At 70.8% G+C, this 20,579-nt stretch carries 21 protein-coding genes and 1 pseudogene; 16 read left to right on the top strand and 6 right to left on the bottom strand.

Going from position 1 to position 20,579, the window contains the following annotated elements:
• Positions 1-106: 106 nt before the first annotated feature.
• Both ACF08B_RS30265 and ACF08B_RS30270 read left to right on the top strand, forming a co-directional pair.
• Positions 107-940 (top strand): PIG-L family deacetylase, encoded by an 834-nt coding sequence (locus tag ACF08B_RS30265; RefSeq protein ID WP_392320327.1) that lies wholly within the window; start codon positions 107-109, stop codon positions 938-940.
• 54 nt (positions 941-994) lie between these two features.
• Entirely contained in the window at positions 995-1,351 is a 357-nt protein-coding gene (locus tag ACF08B_RS30270) for a hypothetical protein (RefSeq protein WP_392320328.1), read from the top strand.
• A 360-nt stretch (positions 1,352-1,711) separates the two neighbouring features.
• On the opposite strand, the gene ACF08B_RS30275 is transcribed toward ACF08B_RS30270, so the two are convergent.
• The 4 genes from ACF08B_RS30275 to ACF08B_RS30290 form a co-directional block, all read right to left on the bottom strand.
• Positions 1,712-2,005, bottom strand: a complete 294-nt coding sequence (locus ACF08B_RS30275) for a DUF1330 domain-containing protein (protein ID WP_392320329.1) — start codon at positions 2,003-2,005, stop codon at positions 1,712-1,714.
• 33 nt (positions 2,006-2,038) lie between these two features.
• Positions 2,039-3,472 (bottom strand): MFS transporter, encoded by a 1,434-nt coding sequence (locus tag ACF08B_RS30280; RefSeq protein WP_392320330.1) that lies wholly within the window; start codon positions 3,470-3,472, stop codon positions 2,039-2,041.
• Positions 3,469-3,831: a MarR family transcriptional regulator gene (locus ACF08B_RS30285; protein ID WP_308015619.1), complete on the bottom strand. Its 363-nt coding sequence runs from the start codon at positions 3,829-3,831 to the stop codon at positions 3,469-3,471. Before ACF08B_RS30285 ends, ACF08B_RS30280 begins: the two co-directional genes overlap by 4 nt.
• A gap of 176 nt (positions 3,832-4,007) precedes the next feature.
• A complete protein-coding gene (locus ACF08B_RS30290; RefSeq protein WP_392320331.1) occupies positions 4,008-4,361 on the bottom strand; it encodes an antibiotic biosynthesis monooxygenase family protein in 354 nt (117 codons plus the stop codon).
• Between the two features lie 217 nt (positions 4,362-4,578).
• On the opposite strand from ACF08B_RS30290, the pseudogene ACF08B_RS30295 reads away from it, so the two are divergent.
• A pseudogene (locus ACF08B_RS30295) lies at positions 4,579-5,099 on the top strand (hypothetical protein); the annotation flags it as partial.
• 175 nt (positions 5,100-5,274) lie between these two features.
• Here ACF08B_RS30295 and ACF08B_RS30300 read toward each other — a convergent pair.
• Positions 5,275-5,652 (bottom strand): ArsR/SmtB family transcription factor, encoded by a 378-nt coding sequence (locus ACF08B_RS30300; RefSeq protein ID WP_392320332.1) that lies wholly within the window; start codon positions 5,650-5,652, stop codon positions 5,275-5,277.
• Between the two features lie 112 nt (positions 5,653-5,764).
• Between ACF08B_RS30300 and ACF08B_RS30305 the strand changes: the two genes are divergently transcribed.
• Positions 5,765-7,030 carry an MFS transporter gene (locus tag ACF08B_RS30305; RefSeq protein ID WP_392320333.1) on the top strand — a complete coding sequence of 422 codons (1,266 nt, stop codon included), beginning with the start codon at positions 5,765-5,767 and terminating at the stop codon, positions 7,028-7,030.
• Between the two features lie 104 nt (positions 7,031-7,134).
• Here ACF08B_RS30305 and ACF08B_RS30310 read toward each other — a convergent pair whose 3' ends face one another.
• A complete protein-coding gene (locus tag ACF08B_RS30310; protein ID WP_392320334.1) occupies positions 7,135-7,782 on the bottom strand; it encodes a ScbR family autoregulator-binding transcription factor in 648 nt (215 codons plus the stop codon).
• Between the two features lie 187 nt (positions 7,783-7,969).
• On the opposite strand from ACF08B_RS30310, the gene ACF08B_RS30315 reads away from it, so the two are divergent.
• The 12 genes from ACF08B_RS30315 (at position 7,970) to ACF08B_RS30370 (ending at position 20,536) form a co-directional block, all read left to right on the top strand.
• Complete coding sequence (locus tag ACF08B_RS30315; RefSeq protein ID WP_392320463.1) at positions 7,970-8,956, top strand: ScbA/BarX family gamma-butyrolactone biosynthesis protein; 987 nt, start codon at positions 7,970-7,972, stop codon at positions 8,954-8,956.
• On the top strand, positions 8,950-10,146 hold the full coding sequence (locus ACF08B_RS30320; protein WP_392320335.1) for an oxidoreductase: 1,197 nt from the start codon (positions 8,950-8,952) through the stop codon (positions 10,144-10,146). Before ACF08B_RS30315 ends, ACF08B_RS30320 begins: the two co-directional genes overlap by 7 nt.
• Positions 10,143-10,844: an HAD family hydrolase gene (locus tag ACF08B_RS30325; RefSeq protein ID WP_392320336.1), complete on the top strand. Its 702-nt coding sequence runs from the start codon at positions 10,143-10,145 to the stop codon at positions 10,842-10,844. Before ACF08B_RS30320 ends, ACF08B_RS30325 begins: the two co-directional genes overlap by 4 nt.
• A gap of 84 nt (positions 10,845-10,928) precedes the next feature.
• Positions 10,929-11,558: a TetR family transcriptional regulator gene (locus ACF08B_RS30330; protein ID WP_392320464.1), complete on the top strand. Its 630-nt coding sequence runs from the start codon at positions 10,929-10,931 to the stop codon at positions 11,556-11,558.
• Positions 11,559-11,673: 115 nt separating this feature from the next.
• Positions 11,674-12,702: a LysR family transcriptional regulator gene (locus ACF08B_RS30335; protein ID WP_392320337.1), complete on the top strand. Its 1,029-nt coding sequence runs from the start codon at positions 11,674-11,676 to the stop codon at positions 12,700-12,702.
• Positions 12,703-13,013: 311 nt separating this feature from the next.
• On the top strand, positions 13,014-14,003 hold the full coding sequence (locus ACF08B_RS30340; RefSeq protein ID WP_392320338.1) for an NAD(P)H-dependent flavin oxidoreductase: 990 nt from the start codon (positions 13,014-13,016) through the stop codon (positions 14,001-14,003).
• 84 nt (positions 14,004-14,087) lie between these two features.
• Entirely contained in the window at positions 14,088-14,678 is a 591-nt protein-coding gene (locus tag ACF08B_RS30345; RefSeq protein WP_392320339.1) for a YciI family protein, read from the top strand.
• 54 nt (positions 14,679-14,732) lie between these two features.
• Positions 14,733-16,166, top strand: coding sequence for an FAD-binding protein (locus ACF08B_RS30350; RefSeq protein WP_392320340.1), 1,434 nt, complete (start codon positions 14,733-14,735; stop codon positions 16,164-16,166).
• Positions 16,167-16,196: 30 nt separating this feature from the next.
• Entirely contained in the window at positions 16,197-17,132 is a 936-nt protein-coding gene (locus ACF08B_RS30355) for a hypothetical protein (RefSeq protein ID WP_392320341.1), read from the top strand.
• Complete coding sequence (locus ACF08B_RS30360; protein ID WP_392320342.1) at positions 17,129-17,902, top strand: alpha/beta fold hydrolase; 774 nt, start codon at positions 17,129-17,131, stop codon at positions 17,900-17,902. The genes ACF08B_RS30355 and ACF08B_RS30360 overlap by 4 nt, the downstream gene beginning before the upstream one ends.
• Complete coding sequence (locus tag ACF08B_RS30365) at positions 17,899-19,683, top strand: isocitrate/isopropylmalate family dehydrogenase (RefSeq protein WP_392320343.1); 1,785 nt, start codon at positions 17,899-17,901, stop codon at positions 19,681-19,683. The genes ACF08B_RS30360 and ACF08B_RS30365 overlap by 4 nt, the downstream gene beginning before the upstream one ends.
• A complete protein-coding gene (locus ACF08B_RS30370; protein ID WP_392320344.1) occupies positions 19,676-20,536 on the top strand; it encodes a DUF6282 family protein in 861 nt (286 codons plus the stop codon). Before ACF08B_RS30365 ends, ACF08B_RS30370 begins: the two co-directional genes overlap by 8 nt.
• The last annotated feature ends 43 nt before the right edge of the window (positions 20,537-20,579 follow it).

The raw sequence follows: 20,579 nt of genomic DNA on the forward strand, positions 1-20,579 counted from the left end.
CCGCCCCCAGGGGGCCGGCACCCCGGTCACCCGATAATCGAAGTGACTGTTCATTCGCCTGCCCCGGACTCCGGCGGCATTTTCTGTCCCACAGGAGGACTGTTTCATGAACGACCGGCCCTTGACGCTCATGGCCGTGCACGCCCACCCCGACGACGAGGCCACGGGAACGGGAGGTGTCCTCGCGCGCTACGCGGCGGAAGGCATCCGCACGATCCTCGTGACGTGTACCGACGGCGGTTGCGGTGACGGACCGGGGGGTGTCAAGCCGGGCGACCCCGGGCACGATCCCGCAGCCGTCGCCTCGATGCGGCGTCAGGAACTCGAGGAGAGCTGCGCCATCCTGAAGATCAGCCACCTGGAGACGCTGGACTACGCCGACTCCGGGATGATGGGCTGGGCGACCAATGACGCGCCCGGTTCCTTCTGGCGGACGCCTGTGGAAGAGGGTGCCGCACGACTCGCGGAACTCATGCGCCGCTACCGGCCCGATGTGGTCGTCACCTACGACGAGAACGGCTTCTACGGTCACCCCGACCACATCCAGGCGAACCGCATCACGATGGCGGCGCTGGCGATGACCGAGCCGACGCCGAAGGTGTACTGGACGACGGCGCCGCGCTCGATGATGCAGCGGTTCGGGGAGACCATGCGCGAGTTCGGTGGGGACTGGCAGGAGCCGGATCCCGACGAGGCCGCCGCGATGGCCGAGATCGGGCTCCCGGACGAGGAGATCACCACCTGGGTGGACACCGCGGCCTTCGGCGGTCAGAAGTTCGATGCCCTGGCCGCCCACGCCAGCCAGGGCGAGAACATCTTCTTCCTCAGGATGGGCAAGGAAAGGTTCACCGAGCTGATGGGCGTCGAGACCTTCCTGCGCGTACAGGACACCACCGGAGCGGCCGTACCCGAGAACGACCTCTTCGCCGGCCTGCGCTGATCCGCCCGCCTTCCAGGCCCACTTGGGAAGCTTGGCTCACTCGACGCCGGACTCGTGACCGTGCTCGTCCCAGAGCTCTACGATCACTCAGGCCGCAGGAGTGCAATTCGGGGTGATGGGGGCGTGGTTGTGAAGGCACTCAAACGGGCGTTCTGGGCGCTCGACCGCTACTTCGGGGGCGATCGGCCACCCCTGCGGCCGCGCGGGCGGTTCTTGCGCCATCCGCTGCTCTGCGGGTTCGCCGGCGCTCTCTTTGCCGGCGGCCTCTGCGCTTTGGCCCTTGGGAGGGTGGACCTTCAGATCGCCCTCTACAGCATGGTGATGGGCGCGTTTTCAGGCCTTCTTGTCATAGGCGAACGGAAGCGCCTGGACCACTACGGCTACCGGTGGAGGAAGGCGCGCGACGGCTGACGAGCCCCGGATCAGAAGTACCGGGCTGAGCCCGCGCGGTCGACGTAACGAGGTGGCCGCCGCACTCGCCGCGCTGTTCGAGCTGACCCCGCCGCTCGACTCCTCGTCGTTCCACAGGTCGACGAGGCGGTCGCGGATCCACACCGCGGTAGTGCCGTGGGGGTTGCCGGCGCGGGCAACCTGCGCGGTCAGCGGCGGGGTCTCCGATCCGGGCCGGGGCCGGGGCCGGAGGAACATATCGGGCTCCCCCGGAACATGGGCATCATGTTCCTACGAGACTGACGCAACGTCACGATCGTTGACTGTCGGTCCTCAAGATTCCCGGCAGAGTCCCTCAGTGAAGATCCGACCGGACCTCGGTCAGTCGATGCCTTCGACGATGCGGAAGTCGCGCTCGACGCCGTCGGCGAGGGCGACCAGCGCCTCCTGGTAGGCAGCACTCTCGTACGCCGCGACGGCCTGCTCGAAGCTGTCGAACTCGACCAGGACGGTGCGCTCGGCGATTCCGGCGTCATGCGCCACGACCCGACCGCCACGGACGAGGGTCCGACCGCCCCCGGCCTTGACGGCGGGACCGGCCAGCCTGTTGTAAGCGTCCAATTTCTCAGGGTCCGAAATGGTGCGGTAGGCGCTGACCCAGTAGCCCTTGGGCATGGAACCTCCAGTGTGGGGATGAGTGCGTCTGACTTACGGGGTGGCCTCGGACGAGCGTCGGCGGGCGAGAGCGAGGCTTGTCAGCGTCGTGATCGCCATGGCGCCGATGCCGATCAGCGCCGCGGCGGTGTAGGCGCTGTCGTCGGGGAAGAGGTGGCCGGGGCGGGTGCCCGCGGTGAGGATCAGGCCGCCGATGGCGCTGCCCAGGGAGTACCCGACGCTGCGGACGACGTAGTTGAAACTCATGGCGCTCGACGTCTCGCTCTTGGGGGTGACGGCCAGGATGACGCCGGGCATCGCGGCCGAGAAGCCGCCGACGCCGAAGCCGAGCACGCCCATCGCCGCGAACAGTTCGGCCAGGTCCGACCGGGCCGCCGCGAACAGGGCGAACCCGCCGCCGACCACGACGGCGCTGCCGGCCAGGAGCAGGGTGTCGGCGATCCGCGTCCGGACCCGCGGCGTGAGCTTGCCGGCGACGAACCCCAGCACCGAGAACGGGATGAGGACCAGCCCGGCGACGAAGGTCGTCAGCCCGAAGCCGTAGCCGGCGCCGTGCGGCGTCTGCGCGTACCGGGTGATGAGCGTGAGCAGGAGGTACATGCCGATCCCGCCGACGAACATGGCGAGGTTCGCCCCGGCGACCGCCGGGTGCCGCACCGCCCGTACATCGACCAGGGGCGTCGTGCTGCGCAGCTCGATGACGGCCCAGACGCAGAGCAGCACCGCCGCGACGACGGCGAGGCCCGCCGCCACGGCGAGGTGCCGGCTCCACAGATTCCGTTCGCCGGCGAGGAACAGCACCAGGAGCAGCGCAGCGGCCAGGACGACCGCGCCTGCCACGTCCACATGGGCGGAGCGGCCTTCGGGGGCTTCGGGCATGGAGCGCCACGCGGCCAGGAGGGCGGCGGCGGTGACGACCAGGCCGAGGCCGTAGGCGGCGCGTACCCCGCCGAGCTCGGCGAGCAGTGCGGCCAGCGGGTAGCCGACGCCGGCCCCGATGATCGAGACCACCGAGATCAGGGCGATCACGGCCGCGCTGCGCTCCTCGGGGAGGTGGTCCCGGGCCACGCCCATCATCAGCGCCGTCAGCCCGAGCCCGACACCCTGGGCAGCCCTGCCGGCCAGCAGCCACGCGAACGGCAGCGGCAGCACGGTGAGCGCGCTGCCGACGACGACGACCGCCAGCGTGGCGAGGATCGTGGCCCGCCGGTGCGGGCCGGCTCCGAGCCGGCCCAGGACCGGCGTGGCGACGGCGCCGCTGAGCAGCGCGACGGTCAGCGTCCACTGCGCGCTGCCGAGCGAGACGTGGAACGAGGTCGCCACGCTGGTGATGAGCGGCGTCCCGAGGCTGGCGACCGCCGCAACGACCAGAGCGATGAACAACAGGGCGGGGACCAGCAGCCGCGCCTCGGAACGCGCCACCGGGAACACCTTCGCCGCGACCCCGCCTCCCGGCTGCCCGGTCACTGCTTCGGCCCTTCGCGGTCCTGGCTTTCGAGCTCTGCCAGATGCTTCAGCGCCGGAAGGGCCGCCACCAGCGCCTCGATCTCGTCGCCGGTGAGCTCGCCGATCAACCGCTCGAACGCGTGGACGCCCGCCTGGCGCCGCGTCCGGACATAGGAGGCGCCGGCCTCGGTCAGGCACACCAGCGTGACCCGCTTGTCGGACGCGTCGCCCCGCCGCTCGACCAGGCCGGACTCCTCCATCACCCGGACCAGGGCGGTCATCGCGGGCTGGGTGACGCCCTCGACCGCGGCCAGATCGGTGATGCGCCGCGGGCCGGTCCGGTCGAGGGTGGCCAGGGTGGCGGCGGACGTCAGGCTCATGTCCCGGGGCAGGCGTCTCGCGGCCCTGGTGGCCAGGCCGTAGAGGGCTGCCCCGATGGCGGCGGACGCGCCCGGAGCGGTGTCTTGACGACTCATGCTCGAAGCATAGCATTTTTATATTCATAGTTTATGGAAATGGTCCCGGTTTCGCGGCGACGGCGTCTGCGGGACACCCCTCAGGCTCGCTTGAACCCGTGGCTGCGCTCCACTCTCGCCACATGAAGCGTGTAGCTCTCGTACCACTCGGCCTGCCCGCGCTTTTGCGCCGCTCGGTGCTCGGCGTTGGTCCGCCACTCCGTGAGGGCGTCGGCGTCGCGGAAGTACGCGACGCTGATGCCGAGCCCGCCGGGAGTCTGCGCGTGGTCCATGCCCAGGAACCCGGGGATGTCCATCACCAGGTCTTCCATGCGGGCGTTGGTCTCGCTGTAGCCGCTCTGGTTCTGGGTTCGCACCGCGGTGAAGACAGCAGCGCAGTAAGGGGGTTCGTACGCCTCGACGGGCGTGACAGGTGCTTCCGAGTGATTGGTCATGGCGTCACCGTAGGGCGGCCCGCGCCCCACTCTCCAGCGTCTTTCCGCAACGGGAGACGTACGGGATCCAGTTCTTGACCAAAGCCGTCCTGCGACCGTCTGCGCCCGTGGCCCGTCAAGGCGCCTTCTTCGGCGAGAGGTTGTGTGCGCCCTACGGACGGCGAGGTCCCGGCCGAGCCGGAGGAACGGTTCGTAGGACACATGGTTCAATGACCGCATGGGGGAAGGCCGTACACATCTGGGACCGCTGGAACTGACCGACGGCCGCTGGGGAGTCGGGGACGCCACGCGCCCGGACACCCACTGGGTGGAGTTCCGCCCGGACGGGCTCCACCAGCACGAGCCGGACTCCGAGGGACGGTGATCCCCTGGTCCAGGATCATGACCGGCATCTGGATCACCTGGGGCAAGCACTCCTGGAACACGAGCGGCAGGGGCGTCTACACGTTGAGGGGATCGGTCGCCTCGCGTAACGGCGGATGGATGCACATGACGCTGCGTCACCCGTACGAGGACCACCTGCTGCGCTTCGACCAGCATGCGCGCCCGTACCGGGCACTGGACGCCCTCCGGCTGGAGTATCTGCTGCGGCAGCTCATCGACGAGGGAAAGCCACACCTCCTCGGTGACCCTCAATGGGTGGGCCAGGCCGTGGCGCACCTGGCCGGCGGGCGAGAACGCTGGACCACGTACCGTGCGCTGCGGCGGGCGGCGGCGGAAGCGCTGACCGCGGCCGGCACCTGACGCCCCCGGCCGCTACAAGGCGCCGAAGCCCCTCCGTCCAGAACACGCGGCGCGGGCCCGGCACTTGGGGACCCGCCGCTGGGCTCCGGTCGGCCGAAGCCCGGCACCGCGGGGCCACTCCCCCTCGCAGCCACCGCCCATCATCCCCGGAGCGAGTGCCGGCGCTGCGTCAGGCCTGCGGAGTCCAGGCCGCGACCAGGTCGAGAAGGCCGGGGAACCGGGTGTTGAGGTCTTCGATGCGCACATGACTGCGCCGTTCGAGACCGTACTGGCGCTGACGCGTCACTCCCGCCTCGCGCAGCGCTTTGAAGTGGTGGGTGAGTGACGACTTGGGCCGGTCGAACCCGAACCAGCCGCAAGAGTGGTCGAAGTCCTCGGACTCCAGGAGGAGTTTGCGGACGATCGTCAGGCGCAGGGGATCGCTGAGCGCGCCGAGTACGGTCTCCAGACGCAACTCGTCGACTCCCGGCTCCGGCAGTGGCGCGGGCAGTTCGTCCGGCTCGGGGAGCACCTTGATGGCGGGTGCGGCGGCCTTGGTCGCAGACATAGGCAACTCCTCATAACGCGATTCCTATGTACGAGTCTCATCGTACTGCATGCTAAGTTCGACTCAACTCGTACTGCTGGAGACGCGGCAGGAAAGATCGGGAGGAGCAGTCATGTCCGAGACCCGGACCACATCCGTCCAAGCCATCGACGGGGGTCGACGTACTGACACCGCGGACGCGGAGGCCGGCAGGCCCGCGGCGCCGCTGTGGTGGGTGTGGCTGGCAGCATGGCCGGTCACGGCCGTGTTCGTGCTCTCGAACGCGGCGACGCCGCTGTACGTGCTCTGGCAGCGCGACATCGGCTTCTCCAAGGGCACGCTGACCGTTGTGTTCGCCTTCTACATCGTCGGCCTGCTCGGCTCGCTGCTGGTGTCCGGGGTGGTTTCCGACAGGGTCGGCCGCAAACCCGTACTGATCCCGGCGTTGGCGCTCGGGCTGGCCGCCTGCCTGATCTTCGCGACCGCCACCAGCGTGGCCGCGCTGATCGTGGCGCGGCTGTTCACCGGGATCGCGGTCGGCGCCGTCGTCTCGGCCGGCATGGCCGCGGTGACCGACGTCGCCGGACCCGAGCGCAAGCGGATCGCCGCCCTCCTCGCCTCCTGCGCCATGGTGTTCGGAGCCGGGCTGGGCCCGCTGCTCGCCGGACTGCTCTCCGAGCTGGCGCCCGCGCCGACCGTCACCGTCTTCGTCGTCGAGGCCGTGCTCCTGGTCACGGCGGTGCTCTGCGTGCTGCGGATGCCGGTGCGCCGTCCCGCGACGCGCGCCAAGGGCAGCTGGGTGCGGGTACCGGGCGTGCCGCGTGGCAACGGCCGTCAACTCGCGCTCGGCATCGCGGTGTTCGCGCCGGGTATCACCGCCACGTCCTTCGTGCTCTCGCTGGGCCCCTCGCTCCTGTCGGGACTTCTGGACACCACGAACCGGATCGTCGCCGGCGCCATGGCGTTCGTCATGTTCCTTACCGCCACCGGGGTGCAGTTCGCGGTCCAGAGGCTGCGCCGCCGCACCATCCTGACGGCGGGTGCGGTGAGCACCACGATGAGCATGATCACGCTGATCATCGCCGTGCACACCTCGGCGGTCGCCGTCCTCATCATCTCCGCGTTGCTGGCCGGCGCCGGCCAGGGCATGGGCCAGCTCGGCGGGCTGTCGCTGCTCAACTCGAGTGTGCCCACGCAGCGCCTCGCCGAGGCCAACGCCGCGCTCAACGTGGGCGGTTACATCCCGGCCGGCATCCTGCCCGTCTCCGCGGGCTACCTCAGTGACGCCGTGGGCCTGACCAGTGGCGCCACGATCTTCGGCGCCGTGCTCATGGGTCTCGCCGTCATCGGCGGCCTGGTGGTCCTGAGCACCGGGCGGCAGGTCACCGACCCCGCCTGACGGCCCGTGAGGGACGGCACGCTCCCGGGGAGTGGTGCACCGCTGGACGGCGGTGGTGCACCAACCCCCGGGAGCGTGCTGTGCGCGGTCGGGGACACGCGTGCTCAGTCGGCTCGGATCGCCCGGAAGAGCAGATCGCTCAGGTCGCGCCAGCGCCGCACCACGTCCGCGCGGCCGCTCAGGACGTCGGACACGTGCTGGGAACCGAAGAACGCGGAGACCAGGGAGCGCGCGGCCGGGCCGGGCTCGACGCCGGGACGGAGTTCGCCCGCCTCCTGGGCGGACACGAGCAGGGACTCCAGGAGCGAGATCCAGTCGACGTACGGAGTGGGCAATTCGGCTTCGATCTGCGGGCGTTCGAGCTGTAGCCGGGCGCCGGCCTGCACGATCACGTCGTCCTGGAACGCGACCGCCGCACGTTCCAGCATGCGTGCCGCGGCATCCACGGGGCCGAGTCCCTCTTCGATGACCTCATCGAGGATTTTCGGCCAACGAGCGTAGTGCTCGTCCACGATGGCCAGGGCCAGGGCTTCCTTGGTCGGGTAGTGGAAGTAGACGGCCCCTTTGGTCATCTCGACCCGGTCGGCCACGTCCTTGACCGACGTCTGGCGGTAGCCGCGCTCGGTGAAGAGCTCCGCGGCTCCTCGCAGAACCCGGAGGCGGGTCAGGACCGAACGCTCTTGTTTGGGGTCGGAGCCCCTCCTGGACGGAGTTCTCCACGGGGCGAAGGCGTTGACGTGCGGCTCTGGCATGAGGGGCATCCTCTGTAGGTCTCTGTCCTGACGTGTTCGGGCACGCTCGGCCGTGCCTGGTGGCGCAAAATAATCCCTGCAACATACCTTCCTGAAGGTATATTTCTTCGGGAGTCGCCATGTGCGTCGGGACGATACCGGCGCGATCCGCACGGCGGCCAGGGGGAGGATGTTGCGCGTGCACGCCATGTCTGGATTGCGGATGGGCATCGGCCGACCGGGGCCCGAGCGCCACTGGCAGAGGCTGGACTTCGACCGCTGTGTCCCGCGGGAGACCGTCCACAAGGCGGCCGCGGCGGAGGTGCTGCTGACGGACGCGGAACGGCTCGGCGACGACCGGTTCGCGGTCGGGGCCGCGTGGCGCCGGGACCACTATCTCGCTCACCACGGCGGTCCCGCGGCCGATCCGGTGCTGCTGGCCGAGACCGGGCGGCAGATCGCGATCTACTTGTCGCACCGCTTCTTCGGTGTGGCGCACGGGGTGCCGTTCGTGCTGAGCGGAATCTCCGTCGAACTGTTCGAAGCGCTTCCGCCGGTGGGCGAGGAGTACTTGGCCGTCGGGCTCGACGTCGTCTGCCGCAAGCCCGCCGAGGGCGCGCGGTTGCGCCTGGAACTGGACGCGGACGTCGTGCTGCGGCACCGCTCCGTCGGGCGGACACGGGTTCGCTGGGAGCCGATGGAGCCCCGCCGCTATGCCCTGTTGCGCCGGCGCGGGGGGCAGGGACCGGGAGAGGCGGCGCCCCGTACGGCACCGTCCCGTGTCCCCCTGTCGCCGGCTCGCGTCGGCCAGCTCGCCGAGCGGGACGTGCTCATCGCAGCCGACTCCTCCGACGGCAACGTCTGGTGGCTGCGGCTCGACCGCGCACACCCCGTGCTGTTCGACCACGAGTCCGACCATGTACCGGGCATGACGCTCGTGGAGGCGTTCCGGCAGGCCGGCCGGGTCGCCTCGGCGGACAGCCGGCCCGGCGCGAGCGGCGCGACGCTGCTGGACGTGACGTTCACCGCGTTCTGCGAGCCGGATGTCCCGGTGTCGATCACGGCGGAACCGGCCGACCGCGGTGCGGCCGTCTTCACCCTCCGCGCCCACCAGGCCGGGCGTGAACTCGCTTCCGCAGAGGTTGGCCACGGCGTGCCCAAGTCCTCTGGGATGCGGCTGGAGGCAGCATGCTGACCGCGCGGCAGAGAGCCGCCGGTGAACGGCGAACCGACGGCGAACCGACGGGTGGTGAGGCTGCGTCGGACGGCCAGGGCGTGCGGAGCAGCCAGGCTGGACGGCCGGCCCGGGACCTGCTCGTCGAGGTGGCCCGGCAGGACGCCCAGGCGGCCGACGAGCGGCGCAAGCTCGGGCCCCAGGTGGCCGCGGCCGTCGTCGACGCGGGCTTCCCGCGCCACTTCGTACCGGTGAGATGGGGCGGCGCGGCCGGGACCTTCGCGCAACTGCTCGCGGATGCCGCGGCGGTCGCGGAGGCGTGCGCCGCCGCGGGCTGGTGCGCCGCGCTCTACGCGGCGCACGGCCGACTCGCCGCCTACCTTCCGGAGCAGGGACAGCGGGATCTCTGGGCGAACGGGCCCGACGTCCGCATCGCCGCCTCCGTCGTTCCGCCGCAGGGCCGCGCCACGGCTGTGAGCGACGGTTGGCGCCTCGATGGGGAATGGCGGACGGCCAGCGGGGTCGACCATGCGGAATGGGTCCTGCTGGCGTCCTGGACGCCGGGCGGGGACGGTGCACGGGAGCACCGGGTCTTCGCCGTGCCGCGCGAGGAGCTCTCCGTCCTGGACACCTGGGACTCCGTCGGGCTGCGAGGAAGCGGAAGCAACAGCGTGACGGCAGACGGGATCGTCGTGCCCGCCCACCGTTCCCTCACGTTGGGCGCGCTGTTGAGTCCCCTGCCCGACGCGGCCCGCTGCCACCGCGTTCCCTATCCGATGGTCGCCGCGCTGATGTTCGCGGCTCCTGTCCTGGGGGCTGCCCGTGCGGCGCTGCGGGCCTGGGCGGACGACTGCGTGCAGCAGGCGCCGGGGCGCAGACCGGGCCAGAACCTGCTGCTGGCCCGGGTGTCCGCGCGGCTGCACGCCGCGGGTCTGCTTCTCGAGGGCGCAGCGGACCGAGCGGACCGGCAGGGGACGACCTCGCTCGCGGTGGCGGAGAACCGCCGGGACGCGGCAACCGCGGTCGCATGGTGCCGTGAGGCGGTCGATGACCTCTTTCACGCCTCGGGGCTGCACGGACAGTCCCCGGACAGCCGGCTGCAACGGGCGTGGCGGGATGTCACGACGGCCGCGGCTCACGGGGCCCTCGGCCTCGACGCGGCGGCCGACGCGTACGCGGACGCGGCTCTGGCGAGTGGAGGTGCCCGATGACGACGGTGACCGGGACGGGGTGTCCGACACTGGCCTTCTTCGACGTGGACGAAACGCTGATCGCCGAGAAGAGCATGATCGAGTTCTGGAGGCACTGGTCGCGCCTGCACCCCACGCAGGTCGCCACCGACTGGCTGGAGCTGCGGGCGGAGGCGGCGGTGACCCCCGACCGTGAGACGTTGAACCGCGGCTACTACCGGCGCTACGCGGGCGTGGCCCTGGCCGACCTCGAAGCCGCGGGCCGGACCTGGTACGACGGCTATCGCCGCGGTGGTACGGCCTTCGTTCGGTCCGCCCTCCGCGCCGTCGCCGCACACCGTGCCGCCGGCCGGGAGGTGGTGCTGGTCTCGGGCTCGATGCGCCCGCTCCTCGCCCCGCTGGCCGACGAGTTGGCGGTGGCGACGGTCGTGTGCACCGAACTGGTGGTGGGACCCGGCGGGGTGCTGACCGGGGAGGTGCACCGCCCGATGATCGGGGCGGCGAAGGGCGAGGCCGTGGTCCGGGTGATGCGGGAACGCGGCGCGGATCCGCAGGACTGTTTCGCGTACGGCGACCACGAGAGCGACCTGGCCATGCTGCGCGCGGTGGGGAATCCGGTGGTGGTGGGAGATTCCCCCCTGCTGAACGACGAGGCAGAGCGCTTCGGCTGGTCGGTGGCCTCCGCTCGCCGGGGCCCGTTCAGATCGGAGAGCACGTGAGATGTCCCGCGGGCCGGAACGCTGCGGCGACGTGTCGCTCCAATGGTATGTATGTGCTCTCTTTCCATGACGAAGGGCACAGACATGATCAAACAGGAGCGGGCACGACGCACGAGGGAGAGAGTGCTGACGGCCGCCGCAGAGGTGTTCGCCTCCCAGGGGTACAGCAGGGCCACACTCAGTTCGGTGGCCGACCGGATCGGAATGACGAAGGGCGCGCTGTACGGCCACTTCTCGTCGAAGAGGTCGTTGGCCGGGGCCCTGATCGACGAGTCCCGACAGGCGTGGACGAGTCTGCGGACCGAGTACGACACCCCGGGCGCCGATGCCGGTGGTGTGCTCGAAGACCTCGTCATGGGGTTCACCGGCCGGTTGCAGTCGGATGTGCGACTGCGGGCCGCGGTGCGGCTCGCCGCCGACTGCCCGGTCCTGGCGAGGGCCTTGTCCGACATCCTCGTCGAGGTGCACAACGCCTTGATGGAACTGGTTCGCAGAGCCCAGCGCGACAGCGGGTTTCCCGCGTACTCGCCGCGGCTCGTCGCCCGACTGGTGATGATCGTGATGTACGGGCTGCTGCACGCGCCCCCCGGACGCGTCGACGACGACCGCGCGGCCGGCGGGGAGTCTTTGTGGCGGCTGCTCTTCGACGCACTGTCGGGGGCCGACGGGCCAGGAGTCTTGCGCGCGGGAGACGACGCTGTTTCAGGTCCATAAAACATACCTTCGGGAACGAATTCTTCTGCCATGCTCCACCGGGTCTCGCGCCTGCGAGGCCGGGTGGTGGCATCCCTGCGCGGGGCAGGGGCGGCGACTCTGGGGAGGGAAGCGGATGAGCGTGCTGGACGAGTGGACGGACCGGATCGCCTCGGAACATACGGACACCGATAGGCAGGGCCCGGATCCGACGGGCGACGCCGTACTTCGCGCGATGTCCGACGCGCGCAGCGTCGACGACTTCGACATGCGGCACCTTCGTTACTTCCTGACCGTGGTCCGCGCCGGAACCGTATCGGCCGCCGCCCAGGAACTTCGGATATCGCAGCCGAGTCTCAGTCAGCAAATTCGACGCCTTGAACAACGCGTAGGTGCCGCGTTGTTCATCCGCAGTTCACGAGGAGTGGAGCTGACGACCGGGGGCCGGGCCTTTCTCCGGGAAATTCAGGGAATTCCCAGTCAACTGCGTTCCGCCATCGCGGCGGCCGCCCCCGCACCGCAGGCCTGGCCCGTCGGTGTGTGCGGCGGAGTCCCGGCGGAGGTCCTCATCGAGGTGCAGAACGCTCTGTCCGGGAGCCGTCCGGACGGCAGCCGCGAGACCGGCGGAAAGCTGCGGATGCGCTCGGTCGACGCGGCGGACCAGGGTGAACTGCTGCGGCACGGCGAGATCGCCTTCGGCATCGTGCGCCTGCCGATCCCGATGCCGCACGTCGTGCGCGCCGTGGTCCGCGACGAGCCCCTCGGCCTCGTCATGGCGCGGGAACACCCGCTCGCCGCACATCCGGAGCTCACCTGGAGGGACCTCGCCCGCCAGCGTCTGCTCTGGTACGAGGAAGGCTGCGCACCGGGATTCGCGGAGACCGTCCCGGCACATCTGGCGCAGCTCGGCTGGAACTCCGTGCTGCACCCTGTCAACCAGGATCAGCACGCCCTCTTCCTGCACGCGTTGCAGACCACCGCGGACCTCGTCGCCCTGCGCCCCCACCACGCGGTGGAGCGGGAGCCGCACCTGGTGTGGCGGCCCCTGCCCACCAGCCGGCCGCCGCGCGAGCGCCTCGCGGTCATCGCCGCCAGCGACTGCCGTACCGCCCGGCTCCTGCGGAAGGTCGCGGCGGAGCGCGGCTGGGCGTTCGTCGCCGACTAGTTCCGCACACCTGTCCGTCCGGCGTGTGACCCGTGCCTTCCTGGCCCGGGTCACACGCCTTTCCGGTTTCTGCTGCCAAGCGGGTATAATCGCCCGCTTATGGACGTCACGCTGTTTGCGTCTTGGACGGCTGCGGAGACCGAAGATAGCCTTTTGAACGAAACGGAGGCGATCTTCCTTCCGAAGCGGTCTCCCTCCGTGGAACTCCTCGCCTCTCCTTCGCCGGGACATTCTTATGGAATTCCCTGGCGCATCTTTCCCTCTTCAGCCTGACGGGCCGTGCCATGCCATCGACCCGACCAAGGAGCATCGTGATCTCGACCAAGCTGACCGAACTGCTCGGCATCGACCACCCGGTCGTCTGCGCCCCGATGGGCTCCGTGTCCGGTGGCCGGCTCGCCGGCGCCGTCACCCGGGCGGGCGGCCTCGGCCTCGTCGGCGTCAGTTACGGCGACCCGGCGTTCATCGACGAGCACGTGGCGCGGGCCGCGGAGACCGGTGGTGTCTGGGGCGTCGGCTGCGTCATGTTCACCTTCGACACCCGGCCCGGTCTGTGGGACAAGGTGCTCGGTTACGCCCCGCCGGTCATCGCCCTCTCCTTCGGCGACGCGGCACAGGTCCACAAGTACGTGGCGTCCGCCGCCGACGCCGGGTCCCACGTGATCGTCCAAGTGCACGACGCCGGGCAGGCCGAGGTCGCCGTGCGGGCCGGAGCCTCCGTGCTCGTGGCCCAGGGTGCCGAGGCCGGCGGCCACCACGCGTCGCTGGCGACCCTGCCCCTCATCCCCGCCGTACTCGACGTCACCCAGGGCGCGGTGCCGGTGGTCGCGGCCGGCGGGATCGCGGACGGCCGCGGTCTGGCCGCGGCCCTCGCGCTCGGCGCCGACGGGGTGATGATGGGCACCCGGTTCGCCGCCACCGAAGAGTCGCTGGCCACCGCCGGGTTCAAGTCCCACCTGGTCTCATCGCACACCGCGGACACCGTCGACACCCGTTCGTTCGACGTGGTGCGCGGCATCCCGTGGGACGAGGCCTACCAGGCCCGCTCCGTGAGCAACGAGTTCACCCGCACCTGGACCGGCCGTGACGCCGAACTCGCCGCCCAGCGGGCCACGGTCGAGCCCGAGTGGACCGCCGCCGTCGCCCGTGACGACACCACTCAGCGCGCCATGTTCGCCGGTGAGGTCCTCGACCTGATCCAGGACATCCAGCCCGCCGCCCAGGTCGTCCACGACGTCGTGGCCGATGCCGAGGCGATCCTCGCCCACCTCGCCCGCCGGGCCGGCGTTCCCAGTGCCTGACCTGGCCGGCCTCCTCGCCCCTTCCGCCGGTCCCCCCAGTTCTGTTCGATCCGCCGATCTCTCCCCTACCAAGCAGAGGACCCGATGATCCACGTACTGACCCTCACCTACCTCACGCCGCGTGAGACCGTCGTCGCCCACATGGCCGAGCACAAGGCCTGGCTGCGCGAGCACGCGGACCAGGGCCGGATCCTGCTCAGCGGCCCCCGGCCCGAGGGCGGCGCCGTCATCGTGACCGCCGACCTCGACGAGACCCGGGTGCGCGAGCTGATCGAGAGCGACCCCTGGCACAAGCTCGGCATCGCCTCGTACGAGCAGCTCTCCTTCGAGGGCCGCAACGCGAGCCCGGGCGTGATCACCGCCCCGGAGCCGGACGACGGCGTGCTGCTCATCAATGTGGCCACCACCGACGACGCCGCGGCCAGTGTGGCGGCGCTCGCCTCCGCCGTCGATCACGTCTCCGCCACCGCCGACGGCTTCCGCGGCTCCCGCCTGCTGACGAGCGTCGACGGCGACGCCATCGTCAACTTCGCGGCGTGGACGAACCAGGAGCGCTTCGACGCGATCTTCGAGGACCCCGAATTCACCCGCCGCTACCAGGCGTTCGCCGAGACCACGACCGGCGCCAAGTACCGGCTCTACCGCACGAGCCGGGTGATCACGCCCAACCGCTGAGCCCACTCCCCCACGACGGACCCACAGCTTTCCGCCTTCTTCCGAGGAGAAACCATGTCAGGCTCGAACACCCCGCCGCAGTACGACCTCATCGTGATCGGGTTCGGCGCGGCAGGCCTGTCGGCCGCCCTGTCCTTCGCCGAGGCCACCGCACACCGCGAGACCCCGGCGAGGATCGCCGTCCTCGAGCGCGCCGGCCGTGACGAGCGCGGTGGAGCCACCCGCTGGACCGGCGCGTTCCTGCGGATCACCCAGGACAGGAACCTGGACACCGACTGGGCCGAGCACGTCAGCCGGGTCTCCGGCGGCCTCGCCGACATCGAGTACTGCCGCACCGTCGAGCGTGAGACCCCCCAGACCCTCGACTTCATCGAGAAGCACGGCGTCGAGATCGCCTTCGAGGACTTCCCGCTGCCCCACACGTTCGACGGCGGCACCCCGTCCATGACGCCGCCGGCCAGCCCCCGCGGCGGCGGTGCCTCGATCGTCGAACACCTGGGCGCCGCCCTGGAGAACGACCCGCGCGTCGACATCCGCTACGAGACGGAGGCACTGCGTCTGACCACCTCCGACGACGGCTCCGTCGACGGCGTGCTGGTTCGTACCTCCGACGGGCGCACCCAGCGCCTGTCCGGCCACGCCGTCGTCCTGGCGTGCGGCGGCTTCGAGGGCAACACCGAGATGCTCACCCGCTACGTCGGCGACAAGGCGTGCGATCTTCCGCTGATCGCCCCCGGTATCACCAACAACCGCGGTGACGCGCTGCGCATGGCCCTGGAGCTGGGCGCCGACACCGCGGGCCAGTTCGACGGCATCCACGCCGAGCCCGTCGACCGCCGAACCCGGAAGGCCGACTCCGTCCTCTACGGCTTCAGCACCGGTGTGTTCGTCAACGGCAGGATGGAACGCTTCTTCGACGAAGGCCGTGACACCTGGGACAACACCTTCGAACACGTGGGCTACGAGATCTGGAGGAACCAGGAGCAGGAGGCGTACTGGATCGCCGACGCCAAGACGCTCGCCATCCCCGGCATCATGAACTCGCTGCTCAGCGACGTGCCGCCGGAGCAGGCCGACAGCCTCGAGGAACTCGCCGCCGTGCTCGGCATCGACGCCGAGGGGCTGGAGAAGACGATCGCGGAGTTCAACGCGGCCGTCGGACCCGGCGAGTTCGACCCGACCCGCCTCGACGGCAAGGCCACCGTGGGCCTCGAGCCGAAGAAGTCCAACTGGGCCACACCGCTGGACACCCCGCCGTTCATCGGCGTCCCGGTCACCGCCGCCATCTGCTTCACCTACGGCGGCATCCGCACCGACCTGGACGGCCGGGTCGTCACCCCGTCCGGCACCGCCATCCCCGGTCTGTACGCGGCCGGCGAGGCCACCGGCCTCTACTACCACGCCTACCCGCCGGCCACGTCCGTGCTGCGGTCGCTGATCTTCGGCCGGCTCGCCGCGCACCACGCCGCGGGCCCGCAGACCGCCTGACACCGCCCACACCAGCTACCTGGAGGAACCATGAGCATCGTCAACATCGACGTCACCCTCCGCGACGGCGGGTACCGCAACGGCTTCAACTTCCCGCTGAGTTACGCGCTCAAGCACGCCAAGCTCACCGTCGAGGCGGGCTTCGACTGGGTCGAGATCGCCTACCGCAAGGGTTCGCTCCTGCCGATCCCCGACCTCGGCCTCACCGGCCGCGGAGATGACGAGTTCATCGCCGCGGTGGCCCACGAGATCGGTGCGCACCGCGTCGCGATGATCCTGCACCCGAAGAACATCACCGAACACGACCTGCCCGCCATGTACGCGGCGGGTGCCCGACTGGTCCGTATCATCCTGCCGGCCAAGGGCTACGAACGCGGTCTGGAGTACATACGCCAGGCCAAGGACATCGGGTTCGGCGTCGGCGTGAACTTCGCACGGATCAGTCAGTGGCCGGGCCGTGACATCGTCGAGGTGGCGACCGCCGCCACCGACGCCGGCGCCGAGTTCGTCTACCTGGCCGACTCCAACGGCAGCCTCTCCCCCGTGGACACGACCGATCTCACCACCCTGACCAAGTCGGTCACCGGCGGCCCGGTCGGTCTGCACGCGCACAACAATCTGGGGCTCGCCCTGGCGAACGCGATCAGTGCGGTCGCCGCGGGTGCGACCTGGATGGACTCGTCGATCCAGGGCATGGGCAAGGGCCCGGGCAACCTCATCGCCGAACAGTGGCTGGCTCACCTGGACCGCACCGACCCCGAGTCCTCCGCCCGGCTCCACCTGGGCCCCGCCCTGGAACTGGCGGACCTGCTCCTCGCCACCATTCCCGAGGGCACGCCCTCCCTGCCACTGCCCGACCTGGTCCTCGGCCGCTACGACCTGCCGGTCGAGCACCGCAAGGAACTGCTGGGCGGCAATCACCGTGAGGGCATCGCCACCGCACGCACCCTCGCCACCGTTCGGTGACCCACGCCGAACTCGCTGTCCCGGCGGCGGTCTTCGGACCCGAGGCCGCCGCCGGTCCGGCACACGCACTCGTCCTCGCCCCCGTCACCCCGCGCTGGGACGGCGGAGCGTTCTTCGCACCCGTCACCCGCATCCTGGCCCAGGCCGGCCTGCGGGTCACCGTGGTCGACACGCTCTCCCTGTGGGACGAGGAGATCGACTCGCTGGACTCCCTCGTCGCCCGCTGCCGCGCGCTCCTGACCCGGTACGGCCCCGTGGACCTGCTCTGCGGGAACGCGCTGGGCGGCGCGGTGGCCCAGGCACTGCTCCCCGACGTCGCCCCCGAGACCGCGGTGCTGCTCGTCTCCGGGCCGGCCCGGACGGACGCCCTCCTCGAAGCCAGGCTCACGGAGATCGCCGACCTGGCCGCGGGCGGCCGGTCCGACTACGCCCTCGCCCTCCTCGACCGGCGCGTCCAGCCACAGGGTCAGTGCCGCGGAACCGCCGGCGACGCGCCGGCGCCGCACGACCCGGCCGCGGGGCGCCGGCTCGCCGCCGGGATGCGGATGCTGTGCGGCATCGACGTGACCGACGGAGTACGGGCCCACCCCGGTCCGCTGCTGCAGATCGTCGGCAGCCATTCGCAGCTCGTCACCCAACGCCACACCGTGGCGGCGGCCCACCACCGGGTGGCCGTCGTACCGGGGGCCGGCATGCGCCCCCATTTCGAACGCACCGCTGAAGTGTCCGCCCTCGTCGGATCCTTCCTGCGGGAGAAGGGACTCACATGAAGAGCGTCGCTGTACTCCCCGGCGACGGCATCGGGCCGGAGGTCACCGCCGCGGCCCTCGACGTCGTGGAGAAGCTCGCTCTCCCCCTCGATCTGCGCTTCGGCGAGATCGGCTGGGAGTGCTGGCGCCACGAGGGCGATCCGGTCCCGCAGCGCACCTGGAAGCTTCTGGAGGAGACCGACACCTGTCTGCTGGGCGCCATCACCAGCAAGCCGCTGCGCGAGGCCGAGGCCGAACTCCCCGCCGGGCTGAGGGGCACCGGCCTCACCTTCGTCTCCCCCGTCATCCAACTGCGGCAGCGGCTCAGCCTGTACGCCAACGTCCGCCCCGTCATCGATCTGGTCGACCGGCGCTTCGACTTCACAGTGATCCGCGAGAACACCGAGGGCCTGTACGCGGGGTTCGACTTCCACGGCCTCGACGACGCCCTGTGGAACGTGGTCCGGGAACACCCCAACGCGCAGGCGTCCGGCCCGCGGGCGACCGGTGTCACGCTGCGTCTGCAGACCGAGTTCGGCATGGACCGGCTGCTGCGTTACGGGTTCGCCCACGCCCGTTCCCGCGGCTACACCCGGCTCACCCTGGTCGACAAACCCAACGTGCTGCGCCACACCAGCAACCACCTTCGTGAACGCCTTGAACTGATGGCGGGCGACCACCCTGACATCGAGACCGAGATCCTCAACGTCGACGCGGTCGCCCTGTGGATGGTGCGCAGGCCCGAGCGGTTCGGCGTGCTGGTCGCCGAGAACATGTTCGGCGACATCCTCTCCGATCTCGGCGCGGGCGTCATGGGGGGCCTCGGCCTCGCGCCCAGCGGCAACATCGGCGACCACGGCAGCTACTTCGAGCCGGTGCACGGCAGTGCCCCGGGCATGGCGGGACAGGGCCGCGCCAACCCCATGGCGATGATGCTCGCCGTGGCCCAGATGCTCGACCATCTGGATCTCTCCGTACCCGGCGAGGAACTCAGGGCGGCGGTGCGCGCGGTGGCCACACGCCGTACGACCGTCACCTACGACATGGGTGGCACGAGCGGCACCCGGGAGGTCGCGCAGGCCGTGACCGAGGAACTCGCCACGGACGAGACCGTGTCGGACGCCACTGACGAGGTGGTGGACCGGCTCTCCCGCCTCGACACCGCGTCGGTCTCCGACGCACTCGACAGCCTCGGGGTCGGCGGTGTCCTCGTCGGCATCGCTGCGCGAGTGCCCGGCACCCGAGCGGCGGGCCGTGCGTTCACCGTCACCTACCGGCCCGTCGACGACTCCGCGCAGGGCTTCCGCAATGCCGCCAACTACCTGGACGACGTACCCGAGGGGTCCTTCGTGGTGGTCGACAACGCGGGCAGTACCACCTGCACGAACTGGGGATCGCTGTTGACGAGACTGGCGCAGCGGCGCGGGGTGCGCGGCACCGCCCTGCACGGCTCGGCCCGCGACATCGCCGAGATCCGCGCCGCCGGATACCCGTTGTTCAGCACGGGCGTCACCATGGTCAGTGGCAAGAACCGGGTGGAACTGGCCGGCACCGGCCGGGACGTCGTCATCGGACATGTCACCGTACGGCCCGGTGACATCGTCGTCGCCGACGACAACGGAGCCCTGGTCGTACCCGCCGACCACGCCGTCGAAGTCGCCGACCGGGCGGAACGAGTCGAGCACACCGAGGACGCGATCGCCGGGGCCGTCGGCGCCGGGCTGCGCCTCGACGAGGCCCGGCGCCGGTTCGGCTACGCCAGGCCCTGGGGCGACAGTGGCGCCCGGCCCTCCGATGCATGACCTGGCGGGGCGCGTGGTGGTGGACGTCCACTACCACGCGGGCCCCGACCTGTACCGTCGCCGGCTCACCTCGGCCGGCGCGGGCCGGGCATATGCCGAGGTCGGCGGCTGGGTGGTCCTGAAGAGCCATCTCACCTCCACCGCGGCCCGCGCCTGGGAGGCCCGCCAGGAGGGGCTGCCGGTCTCCGGCAGTCTCGTCCTCAACGAACTGGTCGGCGGTGTCCGGCCCCAGGCCGTGGAGCAGGCCGTCTACGCGCACGGCCCGGACACCCCCGCCCGTCTCGTCGTCCACCTGCCGACCCTGGTCGGCCCCGCGCACACCTCGCGCCTGCGCCGTACCTCCTTCCACCCCCTGCTCGATGCCGACCGCTGGCGGACCGGCCGGGTCCTCGACGCCGACGGGCGGCTGCGCCGGGACGTGCGCGAGGTCCTGCGGGCAGCCCGTGACCTGCCCGTCGCCGTGGCGACGGGGCACTGCGACCGGGAGGCGGCACTGCGCCTCGTGGACGAGGCCGTACGCCTCGACGTGCCGCGCCTGGTGCTCACCCACGCCACGCACCCCATGTCGGGCTTCTCGAGCGCCGACCTGGCGGACCTGTCCCAGGTACCCGGCCTGTACGTCGAAATCACGGCGCTGACGCTGCTGTTGGGGCACCGCGACATCAGCCACCTCGGGGAAGTGGTGCGAGCCCACCCACGGGTGGTGTTCAGTTCCGACCTCGGCCAGCCCGACCAGCCGGACGTGAAGGAGTGGCTGGACGTGAGCGAGCAGTGGTTCCGGACCACGGGCCTGACGAGCCAGGAGATCAGAGCCATCACCTGGGCGAACCCCGTGGCCCTCCTGAAGCCGTGACCGGACCGGCACCACGCGCCCACGGTCCGCCGGTCGGCCCACC

This window comes from Streptomyces sp. NPDC015139, from assembly GCF_043079785.1.
Classification (GTDB): domain Bacteria; phylum Actinomycetota; class Actinomycetes; order Streptomycetales; family Streptomycetaceae; genus Streptomyces; species Streptomyces albidocamelliae.